This window comes from uncultured Xanthomarina sp. (assembly GCF_963971605.1).
Taxonomy (GTDB): domain Bacteria; phylum Bacteroidota; class Bacteroidia; order Flavobacteriales; family Flavobacteriaceae; genus Xanthomarina; species Xanthomarina gelatinilytica.
Genome location: NZ_CAXATZ010000021.1, coordinates 1 through 21,698, shown reverse-complemented (window position 1 = coordinate 21,698; position 21,698 = coordinate 1). Strand labels below are relative to the sequence as shown.

Here is a 21,698-nt window from a genome sequence, read left to right as displayed (position 1 = left end):
TTTAAAAAAAAGTACCTTCGTTAAGAGTAATTCAATTTTATAGAAACCATGTCTGTTGATTATAACACCATACAAATTCCATTGATGAAAGCCAAGGAAATTGCTAAACGCCTTTATAATGTTGAAGGGGAGTTCAAAACACTGCCTGGAGAGTTGGACTTTAACTTTTTAATTGAAACGAAGAGGGAAAACTATATTTTAAAGATTAGCAGACCAAACCAAGATTTGGAGCCTTTAAGGTTTCAGCAAGCCATATTTCAACACCTTGCAAACAGTCAGTTGGTTTCGCCTAAAGCTTTTCCCGATTTACTGGGAAATGACATTCGTATTATTGAAGACGTTCAAGGACTTAAAAGAGCTGTTAGGTTGCTATCATGGATAGATGGAAGACTTTGGTCTTCAGTGAATCCCATTACAGACAAGTTGCTTTATGGGTTAGGGGTTGAAGCCGGAAAAATAACCTGTGCTTTATCTACTTTTAAACACCCAATTGCGCAAAGGTCTTTTGATTGGGATTTGGCTCAGGCAGCATGGACTTTTAATCATATCAACTTGTTTTCCAAATCACAACAGCATCTTGTTGCATATTTTCAAAAGCAATACGAAGGATTTCAAAACAACTATAAAAAGCTTCGAAAAAGTGTTGTCCATAACGATGCCAATGATAACAATATTTTGGTTTCCAACAAGCTGATAGATCCAGAAGTGGTAGCCATTATTGATTACGGAGATGCCATTTATACGCAAACCATAAACGATTTGGCTGTAGCGATAGCCTATGCAATTATGGACAAACCTGATGCACTTTCGGCAGCCTTGCCCATTGTTTCTGGTTATCACAGTCAGTTTCCATTATTGGAAGAAGAGCTTTTTTTCTTATATCATTTGGTAGCCATGCGTTTGGTGATTAGTGTTACCAAATCTGCAATAAATAAGCAAAAAGAACCCAATAACAAATATTTGTCAATTAGCGAAAAACCAGCTTGGGACCTTTTAGAAAAATGGAGAGCCATAAATGAGAACTTGGCACACTATAGTTTTCGTAATGCCTGTGGGTTTGCAGCGCATCCCAAGGAAACAGCATTTTTAGAGTGGTTCAAAAAACAAGCTGTGGCATTAAACCAATTTTTTCCAACCTTGAATTTCAATCAGGTTTATACTTTAGATATGAGTGTAGGCAGTAAATGGTTGGGACATGAAAGTGAATATAACGATTTGGAACTTTGCAGTTTTAAAATCAATAGACTTCAAAACGAAAAACCTAAAACATTGTTCGCAGGAGGTTATCTGGAAGTGCGACCTTTTTACAGTACCAATGCCTATAAAAAAGAAGGAAATTCTGGTCCAGAATATAGAACCACACATTTGGGTGTTGATTTTTGGGTGAAAGAAAACACACCAATCCATGCGCCTCTTGATGGTGAAGTATTCAGTATTTACAACAATGGAAATGATAAGGATTATGGGCCAACACTCATCCTAAAACACCAAACAGATTCAGGGATTCCTTTTTTTACCTTATATGGACATTTGTCTGAAAGCAGTATGACCTTGGTTACAACAGGGCAGCAAATTCATGCTAACGATTTGATAGCCTATGTTGGCAATACCAATGAAAATGGCAGTTGGTCGCCACATTTACATTTTCAAATTATGCTGGATATGTTGGATTATACTCAGGATTTTCCTGGTGTTGCTTTTCCAAATCAAGTGTCTGTCTGGAAACGTATTTGTCCCAATCCCAACCTATTGTTTAAATACGAAGGTTTAAACGAGCACACAAAAACACCCAATGACATCATCATTGATTTCAGAAAAAAACATCTGGGAAAAAGTTTGAGCTTATCGTATAAAGAACCTTTAAAGATGGAACGTGGTTCTGGTGTATACTTATTTGATGCAACTGGAAGAAAATATCTGGATACTGTAAATAACGTGGCACATGTTGGCCACGAGCATCCTCAGGTTGTAAAAGCTGGACAAGAGCAAATGGCTGTATTGAATACCAATTCACGCTATTTGCATGACAATATCAATAATTTTGCAAATGCTTTGTTGGCAACCTTTCCAAAAGAGTTATCTGTGGTCCACTTTGTCAATTCAGGTAGTGAAGCCAATGAACTTGCTTTACGAATGGTAAAAGCCTTTACCAACGCCAAGGATATGTTGGCAGTTGAAATAGGTTATCATGGAAACACCAATGCCTGTATAGATATCAGTTCCTATAAATTTGATGGCAAAGGAGGTCAAAGCGCTCCAGAACATACACATATTGTACCACTTCCAGATAGCTTTAGAGGTTTGTATCAAGGCGAAAATACAGCTGAATCATATGCCAAACATATAGATGAACAAATTGATGTCATTCATTCAAAAGGAAGAAAACTAGCTGGTTTTATTTGTGAAAGCATCATTAGTTGTGGTGGACAAATAGAATTACCTGAAAACTATTTAAAATTGGCTTACCAGTCTGTTAGAAAAGCTGGAGGTCTTTGTATTGCAGACGAAGTACAAACAGGTTGCGGACGAGTAGGCGAGACGTTTTGGGGATTTCAATTGCATGGTGTGGTTCCAGATATAGTAACCATTGGAAAACCCATAGGAAATGGGCATCCGCTAGCTGCAGTTGTTTGTACCCAAGAGGTGGCAAATGCTTTTGCAAATGGTATGGAATACTTTAACACCTTTGGTGGTAATCCAGTGTCTTGCGCTATTGGAAATAAGGTCTTACAGGTAATCAAAGAAGAAAAACTTCAAGAAAATGCTTTCACAGTTGGCAGCTACTTAAAAGATAAATTGATAAAACTTCAAAAAACATTTTCCATAATAGGTGATGTAAGAGGACAGGGTTTATTTTTAGGCTTTGAATTAACAGACAAGCACAAACGCCCTTTACCAGAAAAGGCAACGTATTTAGCCAATAGAATGAAGGATTTTGGTATTTTAATGAGTACAGATGGCAAGGATAACAATGCCTTAAAAATCAAGCCTCCATTGGTTTTTTCAAGAAATCATGCAGACGAATTATTGTACAGACTGGAACAGATTTTTAATGAAGATTTCATGAGGAATTTCTAAGCCAAAGGTTCGAAAACCTTGCAAAACCTGTGATACAGGTCTTAATTTTTTTTAATGCTTTGTTTTAAAATAAAAACCATCTTTCAAATCTTCAGTTCTTTGCTGAGGGATCACTTTAAAGTTCGTTTTAAAATACTCCAATTGTTGAGCGTTTAAAGCAGGTAGAGGTGTGTTTCCGGTTCCCCAGAAAAAATTGATGTTCTTTGGTGTGTTAATGTGCGTGTTTCCAAGGTTTATGGTTTGGTAATCTTTAGCAAACCGACTATTTCCATGTGGCTCAATCAAATAACTTGTGGAAAAAGTACTTGTTTTCAGGTTTGGGATATTAAAAACCAATGGAACCAAAACGGCTAAAACACTAAGCACTAAAAAACGTTTTGCCAAGCTTTCAGAGGTGATGATTTTAGATATCAATAAAAGAGAGAGTATAAATACAAAAGGCATGTAAAACCTAAATTGAGGTGAGGTTATAAATAACACAACAAGTTGCAATAAGGCAATGCCATAAATAAATAGAATGGCTTTATTGTTCTTAAATTTCTTTATGAAAATAATAAACAAGCATAAAACCAGGATCATGATTTTATTGAACACACCATCCATTCCAGTTTGAAACATCCATGTTTTAATTAAATCTAAATAGGTGCTATTGCTATACACTTCTGGAGTTACAGCATAGCCATAAGCTTTGGCATACTTATAAAAATAGGTCTCAATATGTACCGGCAAACTCCAACTGGCTTTTAAAGATCCTATTCCAACCATTGGATAGATGGCATTTCCGGTTATTAAAATGTTTTTCGTAACAATAAGGCTTAAAGTTGCCAACGCAACAAGCCAAACCAAGAACGAATATTGTTTTACATGGTTATAGTGTTTTATGTAAATTACCATTGGAAAAAGTACAAAAACTATACTTGTTACTTTAATGAGAATCAAAAAAGAAGTGAGCATGACCAAAGATATCAAACCATTTTTACTACAGGCATGGTAATTCATTAAAAATCCATAAAAAAGAAATAATGAAATAATATAGACAGCTAAATCGGGTGAAGGAGAACTAACAAACTGAAACAAAAAGACATTAAAAATAGGGAAGAGGCCTATTGCCAAATCCAAAGGATTGTTTTTAAATTTAAAATAATGGTTCAATTTTATAAGTGCATAATAATTTGCAAGCAAGAGACACAGTCCGTTTAAATCGTTAAAACGATCATATATAAAAATAAAATTAAAAGCACTTTGTAGTATATGCCAACCACTATTTTGTCCTAAAAAGAGATGTAGGTTTATAAGGCCATTTACCAACCCAAACTCATTCAACCACGCGATGGTTTGTATGTAATACGATTCGTTGTCCAATAAGGATGGAGCTGAAGCAGATTGTGCTAAAATCAATACCAAAATTACGGCTAATATAATTTTAACAAAATTGGATGTTTTTTGAAATTCCTGTTTAAATAAAGTTAAGTAATTGATTATTAATGAATGGTTTGTAAAAATAAAACAAACTAAAACAATCAATAGAAAGATAAAGAACTTCCAATCTATGGCTGCAAATATGGCCCAACAACCAGCCAATAATGTTAAGGTAAAGAATCCATGAAAAATAACCAAAACGGGATTGACTTCTTGCAATTTCAATAACCGATTGACACTAACTCCAACCACTATCGCAAAGGTTAAAATAAGGACCCAAGAAAGAAGGATTAATAACATGAAATATTACGGTTGGTTTTGTCTAATGTTTTTAGTTACAACCCCTAATATATAATTTTTCCATCAACCATGGTAAGTTTTCTATCTGCCATATCTGCCAATTCTTGGTTATGCGTAACAATAACAAAGGTTTGCCCAAATTCATCTCGAAGTTTAAAAAATAGTTGGTGTAGATTTTCAGCCGATTCACTATCTAGGTTTCCAGAAGGTTCATCGGCAAAAATTAGTTCCGGATTGTTTATTAAAGCCCTGGCTACAGCAACACGTTGTTGCTCGCCACCAGAGAGTTCGTTAGGTTTGTGATGGTATCTATTTTTCAATCCCAAGAAATCCAACAGTTCTTTGGCTCGGGTTTCTGCTTCAGGTTTCTTGGTTTTTTTTATGTACGCAGGAATACAAACATTTTCCAAAGCCGTAAATTCCGGTAATAATTGATGAAACTGAAAAATAAACCCAAGATGTTCATTTCTGAATTTGGCCAACGCTTTATCATTTAAGGAACCGATGTTTGTGTTGTTGATTACAAATTGGTAAGTGTCTTTCATTTCAGGCTTGTCCAAAGTACCCAAAATTTGTAACAAGGTTGTTTTTCCAGCACCTGAAGCACCAACTATGGAGACTATTTCACCTTTTTTAATATTTAAATCCACACCCTTTAAAACGTGTAAATCGTTAAAGTATTTATGGATATTTTTTGCTTGAATCATATTTAACGTAATGTTGAGGTGAATTTAATACAATAGCTTGTTCTGTACAATGATCAGCTGTGTTTCTTGTTAAAAATGTTTTTAACATGGTTGTAATCTATAAAATAAACCACTCTTATTGAAAAATTGTGATCAATAGGCTGTTTAAAAAGATTTCCCACACTATTAAAATACGTGTCTCTGGAAGCATTTGAAAAATCGAACAAGCTATTTCTGTATAAGGCTGTAAGCATGCTTCCTGGAGCAAATTGCCATGAATAACCAAAATCCAAATTCCAAGTGTTGAAATTCACGTCTGGATTGTTTACATCGTCCAAGGTGTAACCATCATCTGTACTTAAACGTCCATTGTCTTCCAAAGTATACAGTTGATTTTCATAAGTTACCACACTCCAATAATTTCTAAAGGATAAAGATAGGGCATGAAACACATTAAAGTTATAATTTCCGGTAATGGTATTTACCAAGGTTGTTCTGTCACGTTGTCCAAATACAATATCGTCACCAATATTTTGTATATAACCTCTACCACCATTGGAATTGCTGAAGTCCAAACTGTAAATTAAAGTAAATCTATCATTAAATCTTGCTCTTGGGCTTATACCAAAATCAAAATTGAACATGTCGCGTCCTTCCTCAAACATGGTCCCAAAACCTATATTGGCATCATAGGCATACTTTTTATTGTAGTTGGAAGAAATCCAGGCACTGGCATCGACCCAATTTTCATAAATAAAGTAACGGCCTTCGGTTCTGGCTTCAAAATAATCGTATTGTTTACCCATTTCATAATTAAAACGTCCGCCATAACCCAAAATACTTTTTTCCTGAAAAGAGATGCTTCCTCCAATGTTTTTACCTGTATAGGTACTTGGGCTGTATAACATGTTGTAATTTGCCCAAAAATTATAACTAAAATTCATTAGATTGCCAACTGGCTCAAAAATCCTATAGGAAAAATCGGCACTGAAAATGCTGTAATTGTTTCTAAAGTTTATTCCTAAATCGTTGATATCGTAATTTTTGTCAGCAAGTTCGTGTCCTATGCTATATTGGTAGTTACCACTTATTTTTCCAATTTCAAATTGGGTGTTAAAACCACTTTGGTTGTCATCTTCCAAATTTAAATAACTGTGTTTTACGGCAGCATCTATACCAAGTGTGTTTTTCTTATTGGCAAAATCCAAGAGTGCTGCCGTAACATTGGCATCGCGAAAATGGCCATTACGTGTCACATTGGTATTGATTAAACTTACAGATGAGTTCCCGTTGAACTGTTGGTCTACCACAAAAATATTGTAATTGGTCAAAGGTTCCACCAGGACTTCCCTGGAACCATTGGTAACCGTATCCTTAACGGTTGTATAGGTTTTTTGTGTTATGGCATTAAAAAGCCCAATTCCCAAACCATTTTTGGCCCTTCCAGACACTTTAAAAGCATTTAATGTTTTTACTTTGTCTGGATAATCAGGAATTATTTCATTGGTTTCCAAAGTTGGATTGCCTGTGGGAGCATTACCAACACGTCTGGAATAAAACAAATTGCCTTTGGTAAATAAGTCAACTCCCTCGGTAAAGAACTGTCTTTGTTCAGAGAATTGTTGTTCAAAAGGACCCAAGTTCAACTCTACATCGTCGTAACCTACTTGGCTAAAATCTGGAATAAGTGTGGCGTCCAATGTAAAATTCTCTGTAATACCATATTTCAAGTCCATTCCCATATGGTATTCATCGGTAATATCTTCATCACCTTTTTTACTAATAACGGTTGAAGCATAAGGGTATAACATGAGTCTTACAGGAGGTTCAATGTCTTTAATTCCAATAATTTCGCCGTGGTACAAACTGGTACTGCCAACTTCTGGGTTGATGGGGTTCCAACTGTATTGCGATCTATCGGTTTTAAAATGCCTATGGAACTGCAATCCCCAAACATGTTCTTTTTTGTTGGAGAACCTTAGGGCAGAATAAGGGATTTTCATTTCAACAATCCAACCATCATGCACTATTTTCACGGCACTTTCCCAAACTGCGTCCCAGCCAAAATCTTCTCCTATGTTTGGGGATAGGATGGCATCTGCCTGATTGCCTGTAGGAAAGACAAAAAATTCTGTATCGTTTTGAGAATCGTTATTGGGGTTCAATACCACAGCAAAAAAATCGTTAATACCAAAATTGTCCCGACTTTGAAACTGTTTCATGATTTTATCTGGATTGTCGTACAGATACGCGCCAAAATAAATGGCTTCGTTATCATAAGTCACATGAACAACAGTCTTTTGAGTTTCATTTTCCAAAACGCCTACATCTGGTCTAAATTGAATGAAATTCTCAGCCAATTCAGCATCTTGCCAAGCCGGATCGTTTAATTCACCATCAATTTTTGGTGCTATGCTTGCCCTTTGTATGTTAAGCGATTTTTTATCTTGAGCATGTATGGTAAGATTGAAAAATAGAATGAATAGTATAAATGAAACAAATTTCATTATAATATGATTATGGATTGGTGTTGGTTAAAAGACAATAAAAATGACACTTTGTTACACTTTTACCGACAAATCTAAGCGTGTCCCATTAAAAACTATGCTAACTAAAAGTTAAAAAAGACGTTAAAGTGCTATTTTTAGGATGATCCTGTTTGAAATGGTGTCCTAATATGTCAGTTTTTTTTTATACTTTCAGTTTGGAACATTATTTGTTAGTATGCTATGAATTAATATATTATATGACTTTCGAAAAAAATTCAAAAACCAAAACTTTAATAATAGGCATCTTTTTTGATCTCTTAGGATATGTCTCTTATGTGTTTCCTCCATTCGATTTTATCTGGGCTCCTTTATCGGCATATTTAATGACCAAATTGTATCCTGGTAAAAAAGGAAGGATAGCTGCCGTTGTAAGTTTTATTGAAGAGGCCTTGCCAATGATAGATTTTATACCTTCATTTACCATGATGTGGCTCTATACCTATGTGTTCTCTAAACAAAAACCTAAAACAACCATCGAAATAGAAAAATAAAAAAAGCCCCTTTATTTAAAGTTAAAGAGGCTTTAAGGTTTAATTTATTAAAGTATTACAAGTTATAGGTTAAGCTCACACTTATATTTCTTCCCATATTGTAAATACCTTCTGATTTTAATCTTGATAAATGATTAATGTACTGCTTGTTTGTTAAATTGCTTCCAGAAACAGCAATGGATAAATTGTTATTTAACACTGGAAGTGTAGCACCAAAACCAGCGCTCAACAAATTGTATCCATCTGTTTTGGTTTCATTTAGGCTAACATGATTTTGAGCAAAGGTGGATTGAAGCTTTACAAAACCATAAAGCTGCTCCATCCATTTACTGTCCAGTTCCACGCGTAAAGTATTGTTTAGCGTATTGGCGGGAATCAAGGGTAGGTAAGTGTCATTTGTTTGTTTACCTGTTACGGTTTCAAAACTACTCTCCACATGCAGCCAATCCAGTGGATGTGGATGGAAATGAAAACCAATTTCACCACCATATAAACTAGCATCTTCTTGAACATAACTGTACACAGGTGTGCCATCTATAAAAGTGCCATCTGGTTGAAGAAAAATGTAATCGTTAACCAAATTGTAAAAGCCATTTACATAAAACTCAACATGTTCGTTTTTAAATTCCAATGAAACATCTGTTTGAAAATTTTGTTCATTGTTTAGGTTTTCATCACCAATTTCAAATCTATTGGTACCTTCGTGGGTTCCGTAAGATGTTAATTCTGCTAAATTGGGAGCCCTAAAGCCGGAAGCTAAATTTAATCTGGCAGTAATTTTGTCAAACAGTTTTGTTTTAACTCCCAAAGCCCCATTGAAACTGCTAAAATCTTTTGTGAAACCATTTACCACTTGTATGTTTCGGTTATCAAATCTGGCTCCAATTTGTATGTCTGCATTTTCAAAATGGATGTGAGACATAACAAAAAGACCAAAGTCGTTTGTGGTGGCATCAGGTATTAACTGCTCTTCTCCGTAATTGGTATTTACTTGGTTCATGCCTTGTGTGCCAACTATGGTTTCAAATTTACCATAAACAGGTAAATGGTATTTCAGGTCATAATTAAAGGTTTTCAACTTCATATGAAGCGCAGCTTCCAAAGCGTCTTCATGGTCATGGTCTTCTTCATGGTCATGATCTTCTTCATGGTCATGATCTTCTTCATGGTCATGATCTTCTTCACCATGATGATGATGTTCTTCAAATTCTTTTCTATCGTTATAGATATAACCTAAATTAACTTCCAAATTGGACTTGTCAAAATAGATATTGGATTTGGAACTAAACACGTGGTTTGTGATATCTTGATATGGTAATTCTGGTGTTTTGTTTGTGTTCTGCGCTCCAATAGTTTCTGGAATCCCTAATTTGGAATGGTTCATATTGTAACGGAATTCCGTTTTAAACTGTGTGCTTTGGTACCCAATACCAGATTTAAAATCTTGCTCCTTAAAGCGCGAATTGGTTACTCTATAGTCCTCTGTATCATAATCGGAATGTTCCGTAACACTTCCTCTGATAAGAAACTTCCACTTGTCGCTGGATTCTTTGTAACCAACATTGCCAGAATAACCCAAAGTGTTTCCAAAATAAGTGGCTTCCAGGTCGGCTTCGTTGGTATTTGCTTGAGCAAATTTTTCAGGATTAATGTAAAGAACGCCTCCAAGGGCATCGCTACCATAGAGTAGGGAAGCAGGTCCCTTTATTACTTCCACACTTTCCACGCCAGAACTGTTCAAGCCCAATCCGTGTTCGTCACCAAATTGCTGGTTTTCCAGCCTGACACCTTGTGTATAAACCAAAACCCTGTTGGAGCTTAGCCCTCTAATCACGGGTTTTCCTATACTTAATCCAGTACTAATACTTTCAACTCCTGCAATGTTTGTAATCCCTTCCGCAAGTGTTACGGCTCCTTTGGCTTTTAAGTCAGACATTTTTTCCTGTTCCACTTTCATTACGTTTTCACTTTGAAGTTTATGGAATGGTGTTGAAATGATAATCTCTTCCATCTCTATGGCTGAAGCCGATAGTGAAATATCCAAACTCTCTGTTGCTGGAATGGAAATGGTATTGGAATAGGTTTCGTAGCCAATTATAGAACATACTATTTTGTAATGTCCTGTAGGCAAATTATGCAATGTAAATGTCCCTTGTTCGTTGGTTATGGTTCCTTTTTCCAATTGTGGGATATAAATACTGGCAAAGGCAATGGGTTCGTTGGTTTGGCTGTCCGTTAGAGAGCCTTGTATGCTGTTTTGAGCTTGTATTACAGGAATACTCACAAAAAACAATAGGTATAAAATTGTTTTCATGTAAAAAATTTAATAGTTAATAAATGCTGAACAGTTCAGGCTTAAGAAGGATATTAACTAGTAACTGGAGGACCACGAAGGGAAAAATGGAGTTTTTGAAAATCACTGATAAAGTGATATTGCGACAGTATAACCTGTTGGTTTTCTTGTTGTTCCAGCAGTTCAAATTGATTTGTTGGAACCGTAAAAGCTGTATTTATTTGAAACTTATGAAATTCACAGTCTAGGTCCAAAGTGTGCAAATGAGCTTGTTTTTCTCCCAGACATACTTCATGCTTGTGTGTTGAATGATCAAAAGCATGCAGTAATTTATCTACCGAAGGCGCCAACACAGTCAGTACCAAGACTAAAGAGAAAACTCTAAAAAGGATATGTTGTTTTAAGTGCAGCACTAATCTAAAAATCGTTTAAAACCCATTCTACGAAGCATTTTCTTTTCAAATTCCCAAAAGAATTTAAACTGACCAAACAGCCAACCAATACACAACAAGAGTATTTGGTAAAAAATGAGTCCAATAATAATATATAAAACCCAATAAACCACAATATTTAAGTTTTCTTTAGTAATTCCCAACAATTTAATAATGGGTTTGCCTACAAACAGGGAAGAAGTTCCAGTAATGGCAAAAACTATAAAAATCCGAATCAGTTCCCATTTGTAATTAACATCCCATTTTTTTTCCAACTTTTTAAACAAAAAAAGGGTGAACTTCAATAAAACAAAAAAAAGGATGGCAGTAAGTGCTAAAACTATAAGGATATGCATGTCTTTTATAAGTGCATTGGCAAGTTTAAAAGAACTGTAAAGCAACCCAACAAGTCCCAATAGGGGAAAAATCAGTTGCCAGTTTTGTTGTATGTCCCAGTTTTTTTTGAAAGTTTCCATGGCAGACTTTTAAAGCTGCAAAGATACTTTAAATTCTAGGAATATATGAAGTTAATTGTTGTTTATAAGTTAACTGAAAGTATATAAAATAGTTATACAATTTGTAATTTACTTCATAGCCATAATCTACTGTTGGATCGTAATAAATTAGTGAGTCGTAAAGTCCAGATGGATACCTTAAGGGTTGTTGGGCACGTTCATTCCAGGCAGCAACATATTGTTTGTTTCTGGTTTCCATAAAGTCTTGCTCATAATATCCTCTAGGTCTTGCACGTGTTTCCAGCCATAAATTAAATCCGGGTTCAATAATAAGTATTTCGTATTCCAAGTCGTTGTTTGCTATGCTCACTGTATCATTGGCGGCAATAGCAACTTCTTCTTTGTTGGAAGGGGTTTCCATGGATTGCGCAGACTTGCAACTGTACAAAAAGCCACAGAAAATTAAAAGTGAAAGTAAAGATTTCATAGCGCTGTATTTTATACTTAAAGATACAAAAATCATGCCTTACTTCCTTGATTTTGAAAGGCTTTAACATTCGCCTAAATGCTGACATGGATTATTGGTCTTCTGTATCTGTTTCCGTTAGGTTGTTACTAGACCTTTCTATAGGTTGATAATCTTGTTTGCCATATTGGTTGTAGTGCTCTTTTTTTTGAGCCCCTTTCTCATCTGTTGTGTTTTGGTATAAGGTTTTTTCGTGTTCGGTTTTTGGGTTTTCTCTGTCTGCTTCCATGATTTAGTATTTTTATTCCCCTAAAATTAAATAAGTATATTTTTATGTATGTGCCCAAAACATAAAAGGTTTGCATTTAATGATAAAAAGAGCATGAATATGGTGTTTATTCTCAAGTATATTTGCTTTTAAGCTCAGTTTTATTAAAAGCGATGTAACAAGCTTTCTTTTAAATCATTATTTAAAACAAAAAAAGCCAAACTTCCGTTTGACTTTCCTATCGTGGATTAGTTTAATTATTTCCCAAAAAGTCCACCAAGCAAGCCTCCAAGACCACCTTTCTTTTTACTTCCTCCTAAAACCATACCTGCAACATCGTCTACCACACTTCCATCGCCATCGGCATCTAAAATAGATTCCAGAAAGCTCTGTTCATTTTTAGGGGAGTTACTGCTCAATAAGCCTCCTAGTAAATCTTCAATACCAGAAGCGCTGTTCACTTGTTTTTCTCTGGTTTGTTTTCCCAGCATACCCATTAGCAAAGGCGCAGCCACTTTAAGAATGTTGGCCACAGCGCTGGAGTCCATACCTGCACGGGCGCCTATGGCGTTTTCCACATGCTGTTGTTTGTTGCCTAGTACGTGTTTTAAAATATTGCTTCCATCGTCCATAACATGGGCATCCACACCACCTTCAAAAAGTCCGTTAAGGTTGTCCAAAATACTGCCATCATGTTTGCTGTTTAGTGCATTTAGCAACCCTTCTGCACCTTGTTGGGAAGTAGCGTTGCGTTTCATGGCTTGCATTAATACCGGGAGTGCCATGGTCAAGACATCGTTGGTTTTGCTTTCTGGTTGATTGGTTTGTCCAGCCACACCATTAATAATGGTTTTACCCATATCACTTTGTAATAAATCTAAAATTCCTGCCATTTTAATTTGGTTTTAATTGAAGGGTTAAAATACAAAAAAGCCTAAAAGAAAAATAAAACTTATAGGCTTTTTATGGATTTTTTGTTAACAGGATCATGCATTTTCTGTCTTTAACAGGCTGATAATCTGAGTTGCCAATTCGGTACCAATTCTGTCTTGGGCTTCGTTTGTGGCAGCACCAATGTGTGGTGTTAAAGAAATTCTACCGTTCATCAATACTTGTATGGCTGGCGTAGGCTCTTCTTCAAAGGTGTCCAAACCAGCAAAGGCCACTTTGCCACTTTCCAAGGCTTTAACAAGGGCCACTTCATCTATAACACCTCCTCGTGCTGCATTTATAATACCAACACCATCTTTCATGATCTCCAATTGCTTTTCTCCTATCACATAATCATCTTGCGCTGGTACATGTAAGGTCACAAAATCGGCATGTTTCAATATTTCTTTGGTTGGCTCAGTTTCAATTTCCACATTAATAAACTGTCCGTTATAAAACTCCACCTTAATATTCGACTTGCCAACATATTTGTCGCTGGCAATCACTTTCATGCCAATTCCCAAAGCAATTTTTGCCACTTCTTTCCCAATACGTCCAAAACCAATAATCCCTAAGGTTTTACCTTTTAGCTCCACGCCATGCGCATAATTCTTTTTTAGGGATTTAAACTGGGTGTCACCATCCAAAGGCATGTTTCGGTTGGAATCGTGCAAAAACCGAACCCCTCCAAACAAATGGGCAAATACCAATTCGGCAACCGAATGTGAAGAAGCCGAAGGAGTGTTTATTACGTGTATGCCTTTGTTTCTGGCATACTCCACGTCTATATTGTCCATACCAACACCACCACGACCTATAATCTTAAGGCTCGGACAGCCATCTATAATGTCTTTACGTACCTTGGTGGCACTTCTTACCAACAATACGGCTATGTTGTTGTTATTGATGTAATTTACCAACTGTTCTTGTGCTACGGTTGTGGTTAACACTTCAAAACCTTCTTGTTCCAAGGCTTCAATTCCACTTTTTGAAATTCCGTCGTTTGCTAATACTTTCATTGAAAAATTGATGTTTCATTCCCTTTTATTATTAGGGAAACTTTTTTTGTTTTTTTAATTATAATATGAAAAACTGCCTGCAATAACAGCTATGCTTTTGTTTCCAGTTCGCTCATAACTTCCACCAAAGCTTTAACGCTTTCCAGAGGTAAGGCATTGTACATGGAAGCTCTATAGCCACCAACACTTCTATGACCATTTAAACCACTGATACCTGCTTCTTTTAGCATGGTTTCAAAGGTTTCTTTTAAATTGTCATTCGTTAGATTAAATGTGGCGTTCATAAGCGATCGGTCTTCTTTTACGGCATATCCTTTAAACAAGGGATTTAAGTCCAATTCAGAATACATGACCCTGGCTTTCATTTCGTTTTGTTTTTCAATGGCTTTAATGCCTCCAAGGTTTTTTAACCATTCCAAGGTTAGCATAGAAACATATACTGCAAATACAGGAGGCGTATTGAACATGCTGCCTTTATCTATATGCACTTTGTAATCCATCATGGATGGGATTTTTCTGGATACTCTTCCTAAAATATCTTCTTTTACTACTACAAGAGTGGTTCCAGCTGGACCCATGTTTTTTTGGGCTCCTGCATAAATTAAATCAAATTGGGTAAAGTCTAAGGTTCTGGAAAAGATATCACTGCTCATATCACAAACCATAGGAATGTCGCAGGAAGGAAAAGATTTCATCTGTGTGCCAAAAATGGTATTGTTGGAGGTACAGTGAAAATAATCATACTCCGAAGGGATTTCATATCCTTTTGGGATGTAGTTGTAATTGGCGCTTTTGGAAGAAGCCACCTCATACACATCATCAAAAATCCTGGCTTCCTTAATGGCTTTGTCGCTCCAGGTACCTGTGTTTAAATATCCAGCGCGTTTCTCCAATAGGTTAAGGGCTACCATTAAAAACTGGGTGCTGGCACCACCTTGCAAAAACAAGGCTTTATAACCTTTGCCTTCCAGACCCAATAGCTCCAAGGCTAAAGACCTGGCCTTTTCCATGACATCTACAAAAGGTTTGCTTCTATGGGAAATTTCCAATAAGGATAAACCATCATTATTGAAATCCATGACTGCTTCCGATGCTTTTAAAAGTACTTCTTGTGGTAGGATGCATGGACCTGCACTAAAATTATGTTTTTTCATAGAAAATGTATTTTAACATTCCCAAAACCTGCCTAGGTAAAACAAGTGTGGAATTTATTTGTTTCTGTTTTAAACCATGGATATCAAATTACCAAGAGTGTCTTCATCCATTTCAACAACAAAGGTGATAATTTCCTATAAAATATAAGGGGCTATTCCTGGTTTTTTTTCACTAAATTTTCAACAAAAAATCCATGGTATCCACACCGTCAGCAAAGTCCCAAAGTTGCGGTTGCTGTGTTTCACCAAATGCTAAATGACTCTTATTTAAGCCTTTGGAAACCACGCACTGAATGTTTTCGGCATCTGTTTCCAGCTTGTGTTGCAATGCTTCTAGGGTTTCATATTGTTCATAAAATACCGTGGCAATAGGAGAGGCGTAGCTGCTGTCTTCCTTTACCATTAAAAAACCATTTTCCAGCATATCAAACTCGCTCATTAGGTACACGGCTTTGTTATAATCGTAATTATTGGCGTATTTGGTTTCGTTTATAATGGGATGCCAAGCATACATGGCCTTAAAAAAACTGTCAAAATCGTAATTTTTAGGCACAAACAATTTAGACACATTTCTACAACCCAAACCATAGTACCTAAAGATATCATGGGATAATCGCTCCAACTCCGCATCGGTTTCATTTCCGGTCAACACAGCCACAGAATTCCTGTTTTTTCTAATTATGGACGGTTTCCCTTTAAAATAATACTCAAAATAGCGTGCCGTATTGTCACTTCCTGTGGCTATTACAGCATCAAAATCCCTAAGTTTTTCTTCAGTAAACTCAATCTGTCCTTTAAAACCCGGAGCCACCTGTTCCAAATATATGGCCAGATACGGCAACAAATGTTTATCGTTGCTGGATTGTTTTACCAAAACCTTGTGGCCAACCAACAGCACACAAAAAAAGTCATGAAACCCTACCAAGGGAATGTTGCCAGCCATGATTACGGCTACTTTTTTAGGATTTATATCTTTAAAGCAATACGTATCCGCAAACTGCTTAATGTTATTGTATGTCAAAGCTTTAGACCAATTCTCCAAAGCAAAACCTACTTGTTCTTCGGTAAACCAACCATTGTGTTCTTTGGCCAATTTTATCTGGTGCTTAAAGCCATCAAAAAACAGCTCATTTTGTGGTACCGAATCTTTTTTAATGTAGCTTTCCCTGGAAAACTGACCTAAAAAAGTCCCTAAAGTCGCAAAGGCTTTTATTCTTTCTTCTAAATTCATTATATGGTTTGGTTATGAATTGTTTTGGCGTTATTTTTGCAACTGCAAATTTACATAAAGCAAATGAGCAATAAAAGGTTTTGAATCTGATTGTAAAGGTAATTTCAACCAGAATGGAACAAGATCTTTTACTATAACCTAAATCCTAAGATTAAAAACTAAGATTGTTATGGCAATAATTATAACAGACGAATGTATAAACTGTGGCGCTTGCGAACCGGAATGTCCCAACACGGCCATTTATGAAGGTGCAGATGACTGGAGATATAAAGATGGAACAAGTTTAAACGGAAAAATTGTGCTTCCAAACGGTAAGGAAGTGGATGCCGATGAGGCCCAGGAACCTATAAGCGACGAAATATACTACATAGTGCCAGACAAGTGTACAGAGTGCAAAGGTTTTCACGACGAGCCACAATGTGCTGCCGTATGTCCTGTGGACTGTTGTGTTCCAGACGATGCCCATGTGGAAACCGAAGAAGAACTGTTGGCAAAACAACGTTTTATGCATCCAGATTCTTAATCCACAATTAAAAATCTATAAACAACCTCAAGTGAAAGCCTTTCTGTAAACAGGCACACTTGGGGTTTTTTTTGTAATACTTTTATAATAACTCAGTGTCTGGTTATAGGGTTTAAGTTTTCTTTTTTTGGAATTCAAATGGAATGTCTTAATATTTCAAGCATCCCCAAAATTCAGCATAAACAAATTTTACTACTTTTGTTAACCTTTTCAAATTTTATTTATTAAACAAAAAACACAATCATTTAAAATTTACATATAATCATTTTTAAATCTAAAAAATATGAAAACAAAAAACATCATTAAGTCTTTATTATGTCTATGCCTTTTTACAGCAATTATCTCATGCTCTGTAGAAGATGGAGAACAAGGTATCCAGGGTGAACAGGGAATTCAAGGAGAACAGGGCGAACAAGGGGACCCAGGTACTGCTAATGTCATGTACAGCGACTGGATGGATCAAGATTGGAACTTTGCAGATGGAACCACTTTTAAAACCATGCTTGTTGAAAATGAAAATATTAACGATAGTTTCTTGGAAAATGGAGGCATAGTCTTAGGTTTTTTCCGCTATACAGACAATGTGCCTTATACACTTCCTTATCAGGATTTTTTACGTAACACAATCCGAACTTTCATACCCGTTCATTTTACAGATTATGGTCAAATCCGTTTTAACATTCAAAGCACAGATGGCACAACCTTAACCGATGATGAAGTAAATGGTACTGGTGCAGGTATCAATGCGCAATACAAATATGTACTTATTCCTGGTGGCACTCCACTAACAGGTGCAAAAACGGCTAACCAATGGAAACAATTATCATATAAAGAAGTTTGTAAAGCCCTTAATATCCCAGAGTAAGGAACCTTTTTTTAAAATACATAAAAAGAAAATCAAACATTATAGTACATGTCTTTAAAAAACAACTAGTAAAGCCGGAAGTATCCGGCTTTTTTTATAAAACCAACTGCTTTACTTAAATTATTTAACCGGTAACCTTTTAAAAAAAGAAAATTTAAATAGGAGATCATTCAATATAAACAGGTTAATGGTTCTATCAAAAAAAATTCACTTGTAAATCACAAAATAAGCACCTTACACAACAAACCACCATGCCTTATGCTAAGAGAACTAAAGTCACTTTTACATAACACCTTTTTTGGTAAAACTTGCAGCCTTGGGTTTCAATAATAATTGCTAAATTTAAAGCTTAAGCATACAAGCAACAGCACTTGCCAACAAATTTGTTATATTAGCACATACAATGTCAAACTAGTTTTATGGCTTTAAAATGTTTGTATTTTTAAAGCTGTAATCAAAACAAAAACCAAAAACACACATAAGTAAACGGTTCATGACCAATCCTTTAAACAATCCACTTTTTTTAGTTCCAGTAGTATCTGGGCTTATTTTTATTTTAGCTGGGTATGTTATGTTGAAATTTCCACCCAAAAACATAAACTCCATATATGGTTATCGTACAAATAGCTCTATGAAAAACAAAGAACGATGGGATTTCGCCCAAACCTATTCAGCTATGGAATCCATAAAACTGGGAGCCTTATTGTCTTTAATAGGAATTTTGGGGTTGTGGTACCATCCAGCAACAGCAGTAGCAATGTATATGGGCATCACATTACTGGCTTTAACGGTATTGGCCTTATTGCTGCGTGTGGAAAATGCCATAAAAAGAAAATTCGAAAAATAAAACATACACACAAAACACTAAAAAATGAAACAACTTATAGTAGCACTGGCATTAGCAGGAATCATGATCTCTTGTAACTCTTCAGATAAAACCAAAAACAACAAAGAAACCCCTGTTGAAGAAACGCCAACAGATAGCACTGCCCAGCAGTCCAACAGCACTTTTGTTGCCATAAACACCAACCAGGCCTTAATAGCAACAGCATTAATGGCTGCACCAGAGGCCAGTAGGGACGGTTGTAAAGTAATAGGTTACAATATGGATGGCGAGTTTGTGACCCTGAAGGAAGGCGACAACGAATTTATTGTGCTAGCAGACGACCCAAGAAAAGAAGGCTTTAATGCAGCCTGTTACCACAAAGACCTCGAACCATTTATGGCTAGGGGAAGGGATTTAAGAGAACAAGGATTGAATGCAGCACAAATATTCGATATTAGGGAAGAAGAGGTAGCCTCAGGGAAACTAAGTATGGGGGAACCAGGATTAACCTTGCACATATATTATGGCCCAAATCAGCTTTATGATCCAGAAACCTCAAAAGTGGCAGATGCCCAATACCGCTATGTGGTGTATGTGCCATATGCTACAGCCAAATCCACCGGATTGCCAGAAAAACCCATCGCACCAAACCACCCATGGCTTATGGACCCAGGAACGCACAGAGCCCACATCATGATCTCTCCCTTGCCTAACAATACAAACCAATAAAATTTTTACAACAAAACCTTCCATACGCAATGAAAGTAACAGCAGAAAAAAACAAACAAATTGCAACAATGACCTTTGCCTCCGTTTATCCACATTATGTCACAAAAGTCGAAAAAAAAGGGAGGACAAAACAAGAACTTCATCAGGTCATTCAATGGTTAACCGGTTATGATGAAAAGAGTCTCCAAGCACTTATTCACAATAAAGCAAGCTTTGAAACATTCTTTGAACAAGCAAAATTACACCCAAACGCACATTTAATTAAAGGAGTTATCTGTGGTTATAGAATTGAAGATATTGATGATGAATTTGAAATTTATAGACAGGTAAGATATTTAGATAAGTTGGTAGACGAACTCGCCAAAGGCCGTAAAATGGAAAAAATATTACGAACAGTATAGCACCAAAACCAACTTCCTTTATTAAAGACATCAAAACCCTGCCCACTGTCATTCTACGCAACCTGTCATCCTATGTTTGCAAAAGGATAAATATATTAATAATTATATTAGATGATTGTTAATGAAAAAGGGGAGTTTGTTTCAATAAAATTCCAAAACCACATAAACCTGCCCAACTGTTTTCAGAAATAGTGAGCAACAGCACACCATAAACCATCCCAAAACAAGGGAGTTATGAACCACATGTTATAAACCTTCCTAATTAATCTTAAGAAAAAAGCGAACGTTACGAAGAGCAACGGAGTAATTTCCTAAAAACCAGTTTTGATTTCCTGCCTGCCACATTATTAATTTAGCATTCGGGCAGGTTTGTTTCTTTTGTATCAAGACAAAAGAATAAAACCCTGCCCACTGTCATATTAAGGCAAGCCTGTAATTCTGAGCAAAGCGAAGAATCTGTAAGCTTCAGCGTAGCTAATCTCACAAAAAGCTCCCCCCTTCAGTTGAAAAGGAGAATGAAAGAAGAGTTTTTATTGTTATTAAAATTAGTTTATTAACTTGATAAAACCTCAATTTAAACTTTCTTAAAACAAATCAGTTTCAATAAAATTCCAAAACCACAAAACCCTGCCCAACTGTTTTCAGAAATAGTGAGCTACAACACACCATAAACCATCCCAAAACAAGGGAGTTATGAGCCACATGTTCTAAACCCTCCAATATAACCTTAAGAAAAAAGCGAAAGTTACGAAGAGCAGCGGAGTAATTTCCTTAATATACAGTTTTGATTTCTTGCCTGCCACATTATTAATTTAGCATTCGGGCAGGTTTGGTTCTTTTGTATCAAGACAAAAGAACAAACACCTTTTATAAATTTAAATTTTGTTATTGTTTTTATAATTTAAAATCTCAATTTAAACTTTCCTTAAAAAGCATCTGTTTCAATAAAATTCCAAAACCACACAACCCTGCCCAACTGTTTTCAGAAATAGTGAGCCACAACATATCATAAACCATCCCAAAACAAGGGAGTTATGGACCCAATGTACTAAACCCTCCTAAATAACCACAAGAAAAAAGCGAACGTTACGAAGAGCAACGGAGTAATTTCCTTAAAACCAGTTTTGATTTCCTGCCTGCCACATTATTAATTTAGCATTCGGGCAGGTTTGTTTCTTTTGTATCAAGACAAAAGAACAAACACCTTCCCACTGTCATTCTAAGCAAAGCAAAGAAACCCTCAGGTTCAGCGTAGCTAATCTCACAAAAAGCTCCTCCCTTCAGATGAAGGGAGGTGGATTATCGAAACGCAGTGAGATAAGACGGAGGGTTTGAATAAGTCATTACAAGCAAAACAAAAAACGTCACCCCATTTTTACTACACTTCATCGAACAAATAATACACTTTATCGATATTTTTCTTGGAATTTTAAAAACCATATTCTATATTCGTCTAGCTAACAAGCAGTTAACAACAACCAACAACCAACAACCAAAAACCAAAAACCAAAAACCAAAAACTAACAACTAAAAAACAGGCTCCCCCTGCATGGCCATGGCAGGGCACCTGTCTAAAAAACCGAA

At 36.0% G+C, this 21,698-nt stretch carries 19 protein-coding genes; 7 read left to right on the top strand and 12 right to left on the bottom strand.

Going from position 1 to position 21,698, the window contains the following annotated elements:
- The first annotated feature begins 48 nt into the window (after positions 1–48).
- Positions 49–3,078 carry an aminotransferase class III-fold pyridoxal phosphate-dependent enzyme gene (locus tag AACY93_RS09055; RefSeq protein WP_287005510.1) on the top strand — a complete coding sequence of 1,010 codons (3,030 nt, stop codon included), beginning with the start codon at positions 49–51 and terminating at the stop codon, positions 3,076–3,078.
- A gap of 51 nt (positions 3,079–3,129) precedes the next feature.
- Here AACY93_RS09055 and AACY93_RS09050 read toward each other — a convergent pair whose 3' ends face one another.
- From AACY93_RS09050 to AACY93_RS09040, 3 genes are read right to left on the bottom strand one after another with little or no spacing between them, the layout of a single operon-like run.
- A complete protein-coding gene (locus AACY93_RS09050; RefSeq protein WP_287005509.1) occupies positions 3,130–4,797 on the bottom strand; it encodes a hypothetical protein in 1,668 nt (555 codons plus the stop codon).
- A gap of 44 nt (positions 4,798–4,841) precedes the next feature.
- A complete protein-coding gene (locus AACY93_RS09045; RefSeq protein ID WP_287005508.1) occupies positions 4,842–5,504 on the bottom strand; it encodes an ABC transporter ATP-binding protein in 663 nt (220 codons plus the stop codon).
- Between the two features lie 53 nt (positions 5,505–5,557).
- Positions 5,558–7,990, bottom strand: coding sequence for a DUF5916 domain-containing protein (locus AACY93_RS09040; RefSeq protein WP_287005506.1), 2,433 nt, complete (start codon positions 7,988–7,990; stop codon positions 5,558–5,560).
- Between the two features lie 239 nt (positions 7,991–8,229).
- On the opposite strand from AACY93_RS09040, the gene AACY93_RS09035 reads away from it, so the two are divergent.
- Complete coding sequence (locus tag AACY93_RS09035; protein ID WP_007651115.1) at positions 8,230–8,523, top strand: hypothetical protein; 294 nt, start codon at positions 8,230–8,232, stop codon at positions 8,521–8,523.
- A 55-nt stretch (positions 8,524–8,578) separates the two neighbouring features.
- Here AACY93_RS09035 and AACY93_RS09030 read toward each other — a convergent pair whose 3' ends face one another.
- The 9 genes from AACY93_RS09030 to AACY93_RS08990 all read right to left on the bottom strand — a co-directional run bounded on the left by AACY93_RS09030 (position 8,579) and on the right by AACY93_RS08990 (position 16,770).
- Positions 8,579–10,837, bottom strand: a complete 2,259-nt coding sequence (locus tag AACY93_RS09030) for a TonB-dependent receptor (RefSeq protein WP_287005504.1) — start codon at positions 10,835–10,837, stop codon at positions 8,579–8,581.
- 53 nt (positions 10,838–10,890) lie between these two features.
- Positions 10,891–11,229: a hypothetical protein gene (locus AACY93_RS09025; RefSeq protein ID WP_287005502.1), complete on the bottom strand. Its 339-nt coding sequence runs from the start codon at positions 11,227–11,229 to the stop codon at positions 10,891–10,893.
- A complete protein-coding gene (locus tag AACY93_RS09020) occupies positions 11,229–11,723 on the bottom strand; it encodes a DUF6787 family protein (protein WP_287005501.1) in 495 nt (164 codons plus the stop codon). Before AACY93_RS09020 ends, AACY93_RS09025 begins: the two co-directional genes overlap by 1 nt.
- Before the next feature lie 28 nt (positions 11,724–11,751).
- Positions 11,752–12,189, bottom strand: a complete 438-nt coding sequence (locus AACY93_RS09015) for a DUF6146 family protein (RefSeq protein WP_287005499.1) — start codon at positions 12,187–12,189, stop codon at positions 11,752–11,754.
- 91 nt (positions 12,190–12,280) lie between these two features.
- Positions 12,281–12,457 carry a hypothetical protein gene (locus AACY93_RS09010; RefSeq protein ID WP_286854333.1) on the bottom strand — a complete coding sequence of 59 codons (177 nt, stop codon included), beginning with the start codon at positions 12,455–12,457 and terminating at the stop codon, positions 12,281–12,283.
- Positions 12,458–12,693: 236 nt separating this feature from the next.
- Complete coding sequence (locus AACY93_RS09005; RefSeq protein ID WP_287005497.1) at positions 12,694–13,329, bottom strand: DUF937 domain-containing protein; 636 nt, start codon at positions 13,327–13,329, stop codon at positions 12,694–12,696.
- A 93-nt stretch (positions 13,330–13,422) separates the two neighbouring features.
- Positions 13,423–14,385 (bottom strand): D-2-hydroxyacid dehydrogenase, encoded by a 963-nt coding sequence (locus AACY93_RS09000; RefSeq protein ID WP_287005495.1) that lies wholly within the window; start codon positions 14,383–14,385, stop codon positions 13,423–13,425.
- Between the two features lie 89 nt (positions 14,386–14,474).
- Positions 14,475–15,539, bottom strand: coding sequence for a 3-phosphoserine/phosphohydroxythreonine transaminase (gene serC, locus AACY93_RS08995; RefSeq protein ID WP_286854336.1), 1,065 nt, complete (start codon positions 15,537–15,539; stop codon positions 14,475–14,477).
- Between the two features lie 172 nt (positions 15,540–15,711).
- Positions 15,712–16,770, bottom strand: coding sequence for an acyl-CoA reductase (locus AACY93_RS08990; RefSeq protein ID WP_339611757.1), 1,059 nt, complete (start codon positions 16,768–16,770; stop codon positions 15,712–15,714).
- Between the two features lie 169 nt (positions 16,771–16,939).
- Between AACY93_RS08990 and AACY93_RS08985 the strand changes: the two genes are divergently transcribed.
- From AACY93_RS08985 to AACY93_RS08965, 5 genes are all read left to right on the top strand, one after another.
- A complete protein-coding gene (locus AACY93_RS08985) occupies positions 16,940–17,293 on the top strand; it encodes a 4Fe-4S dicluster domain-containing protein (RefSeq protein WP_007651094.1) in 354 nt (117 codons plus the stop codon).
- A 283-nt stretch (positions 17,294–17,576) separates the two neighbouring features.
- A complete protein-coding gene (locus AACY93_RS08980; protein ID WP_286854340.1) occupies positions 17,577–18,158 on the top strand; it encodes a hypothetical protein in 582 nt (193 codons plus the stop codon).
- A 493-nt stretch (positions 18,159–18,651) separates the two neighbouring features.
- Positions 18,652–19,005 carry an SdpI family protein gene (locus AACY93_RS08975; RefSeq protein ID WP_286854341.1) on the top strand — a complete coding sequence of 118 codons (354 nt, stop codon included), beginning with the start codon at positions 18,652–18,654 and terminating at the stop codon, positions 19,003–19,005.
- Between the two features lie 24 nt (positions 19,006–19,029).
- Positions 19,030–19,713 carry a hypothetical protein gene (locus AACY93_RS08970; RefSeq protein WP_286854342.1) on the top strand — a complete coding sequence of 228 codons (684 nt, stop codon included), beginning with the start codon at positions 19,030–19,032 and terminating at the stop codon, positions 19,711–19,713.
- A gap of 29 nt (positions 19,714–19,742) precedes the next feature.
- Complete coding sequence (locus AACY93_RS08965; RefSeq protein WP_286854343.1) at positions 19,743–20,114, top strand: DUF2200 domain-containing protein; 372 nt, start codon at positions 19,743–19,745, stop codon at positions 20,112–20,114.
- The last annotated feature ends 1,584 nt before the right edge of the window (positions 20,115–21,698 follow it).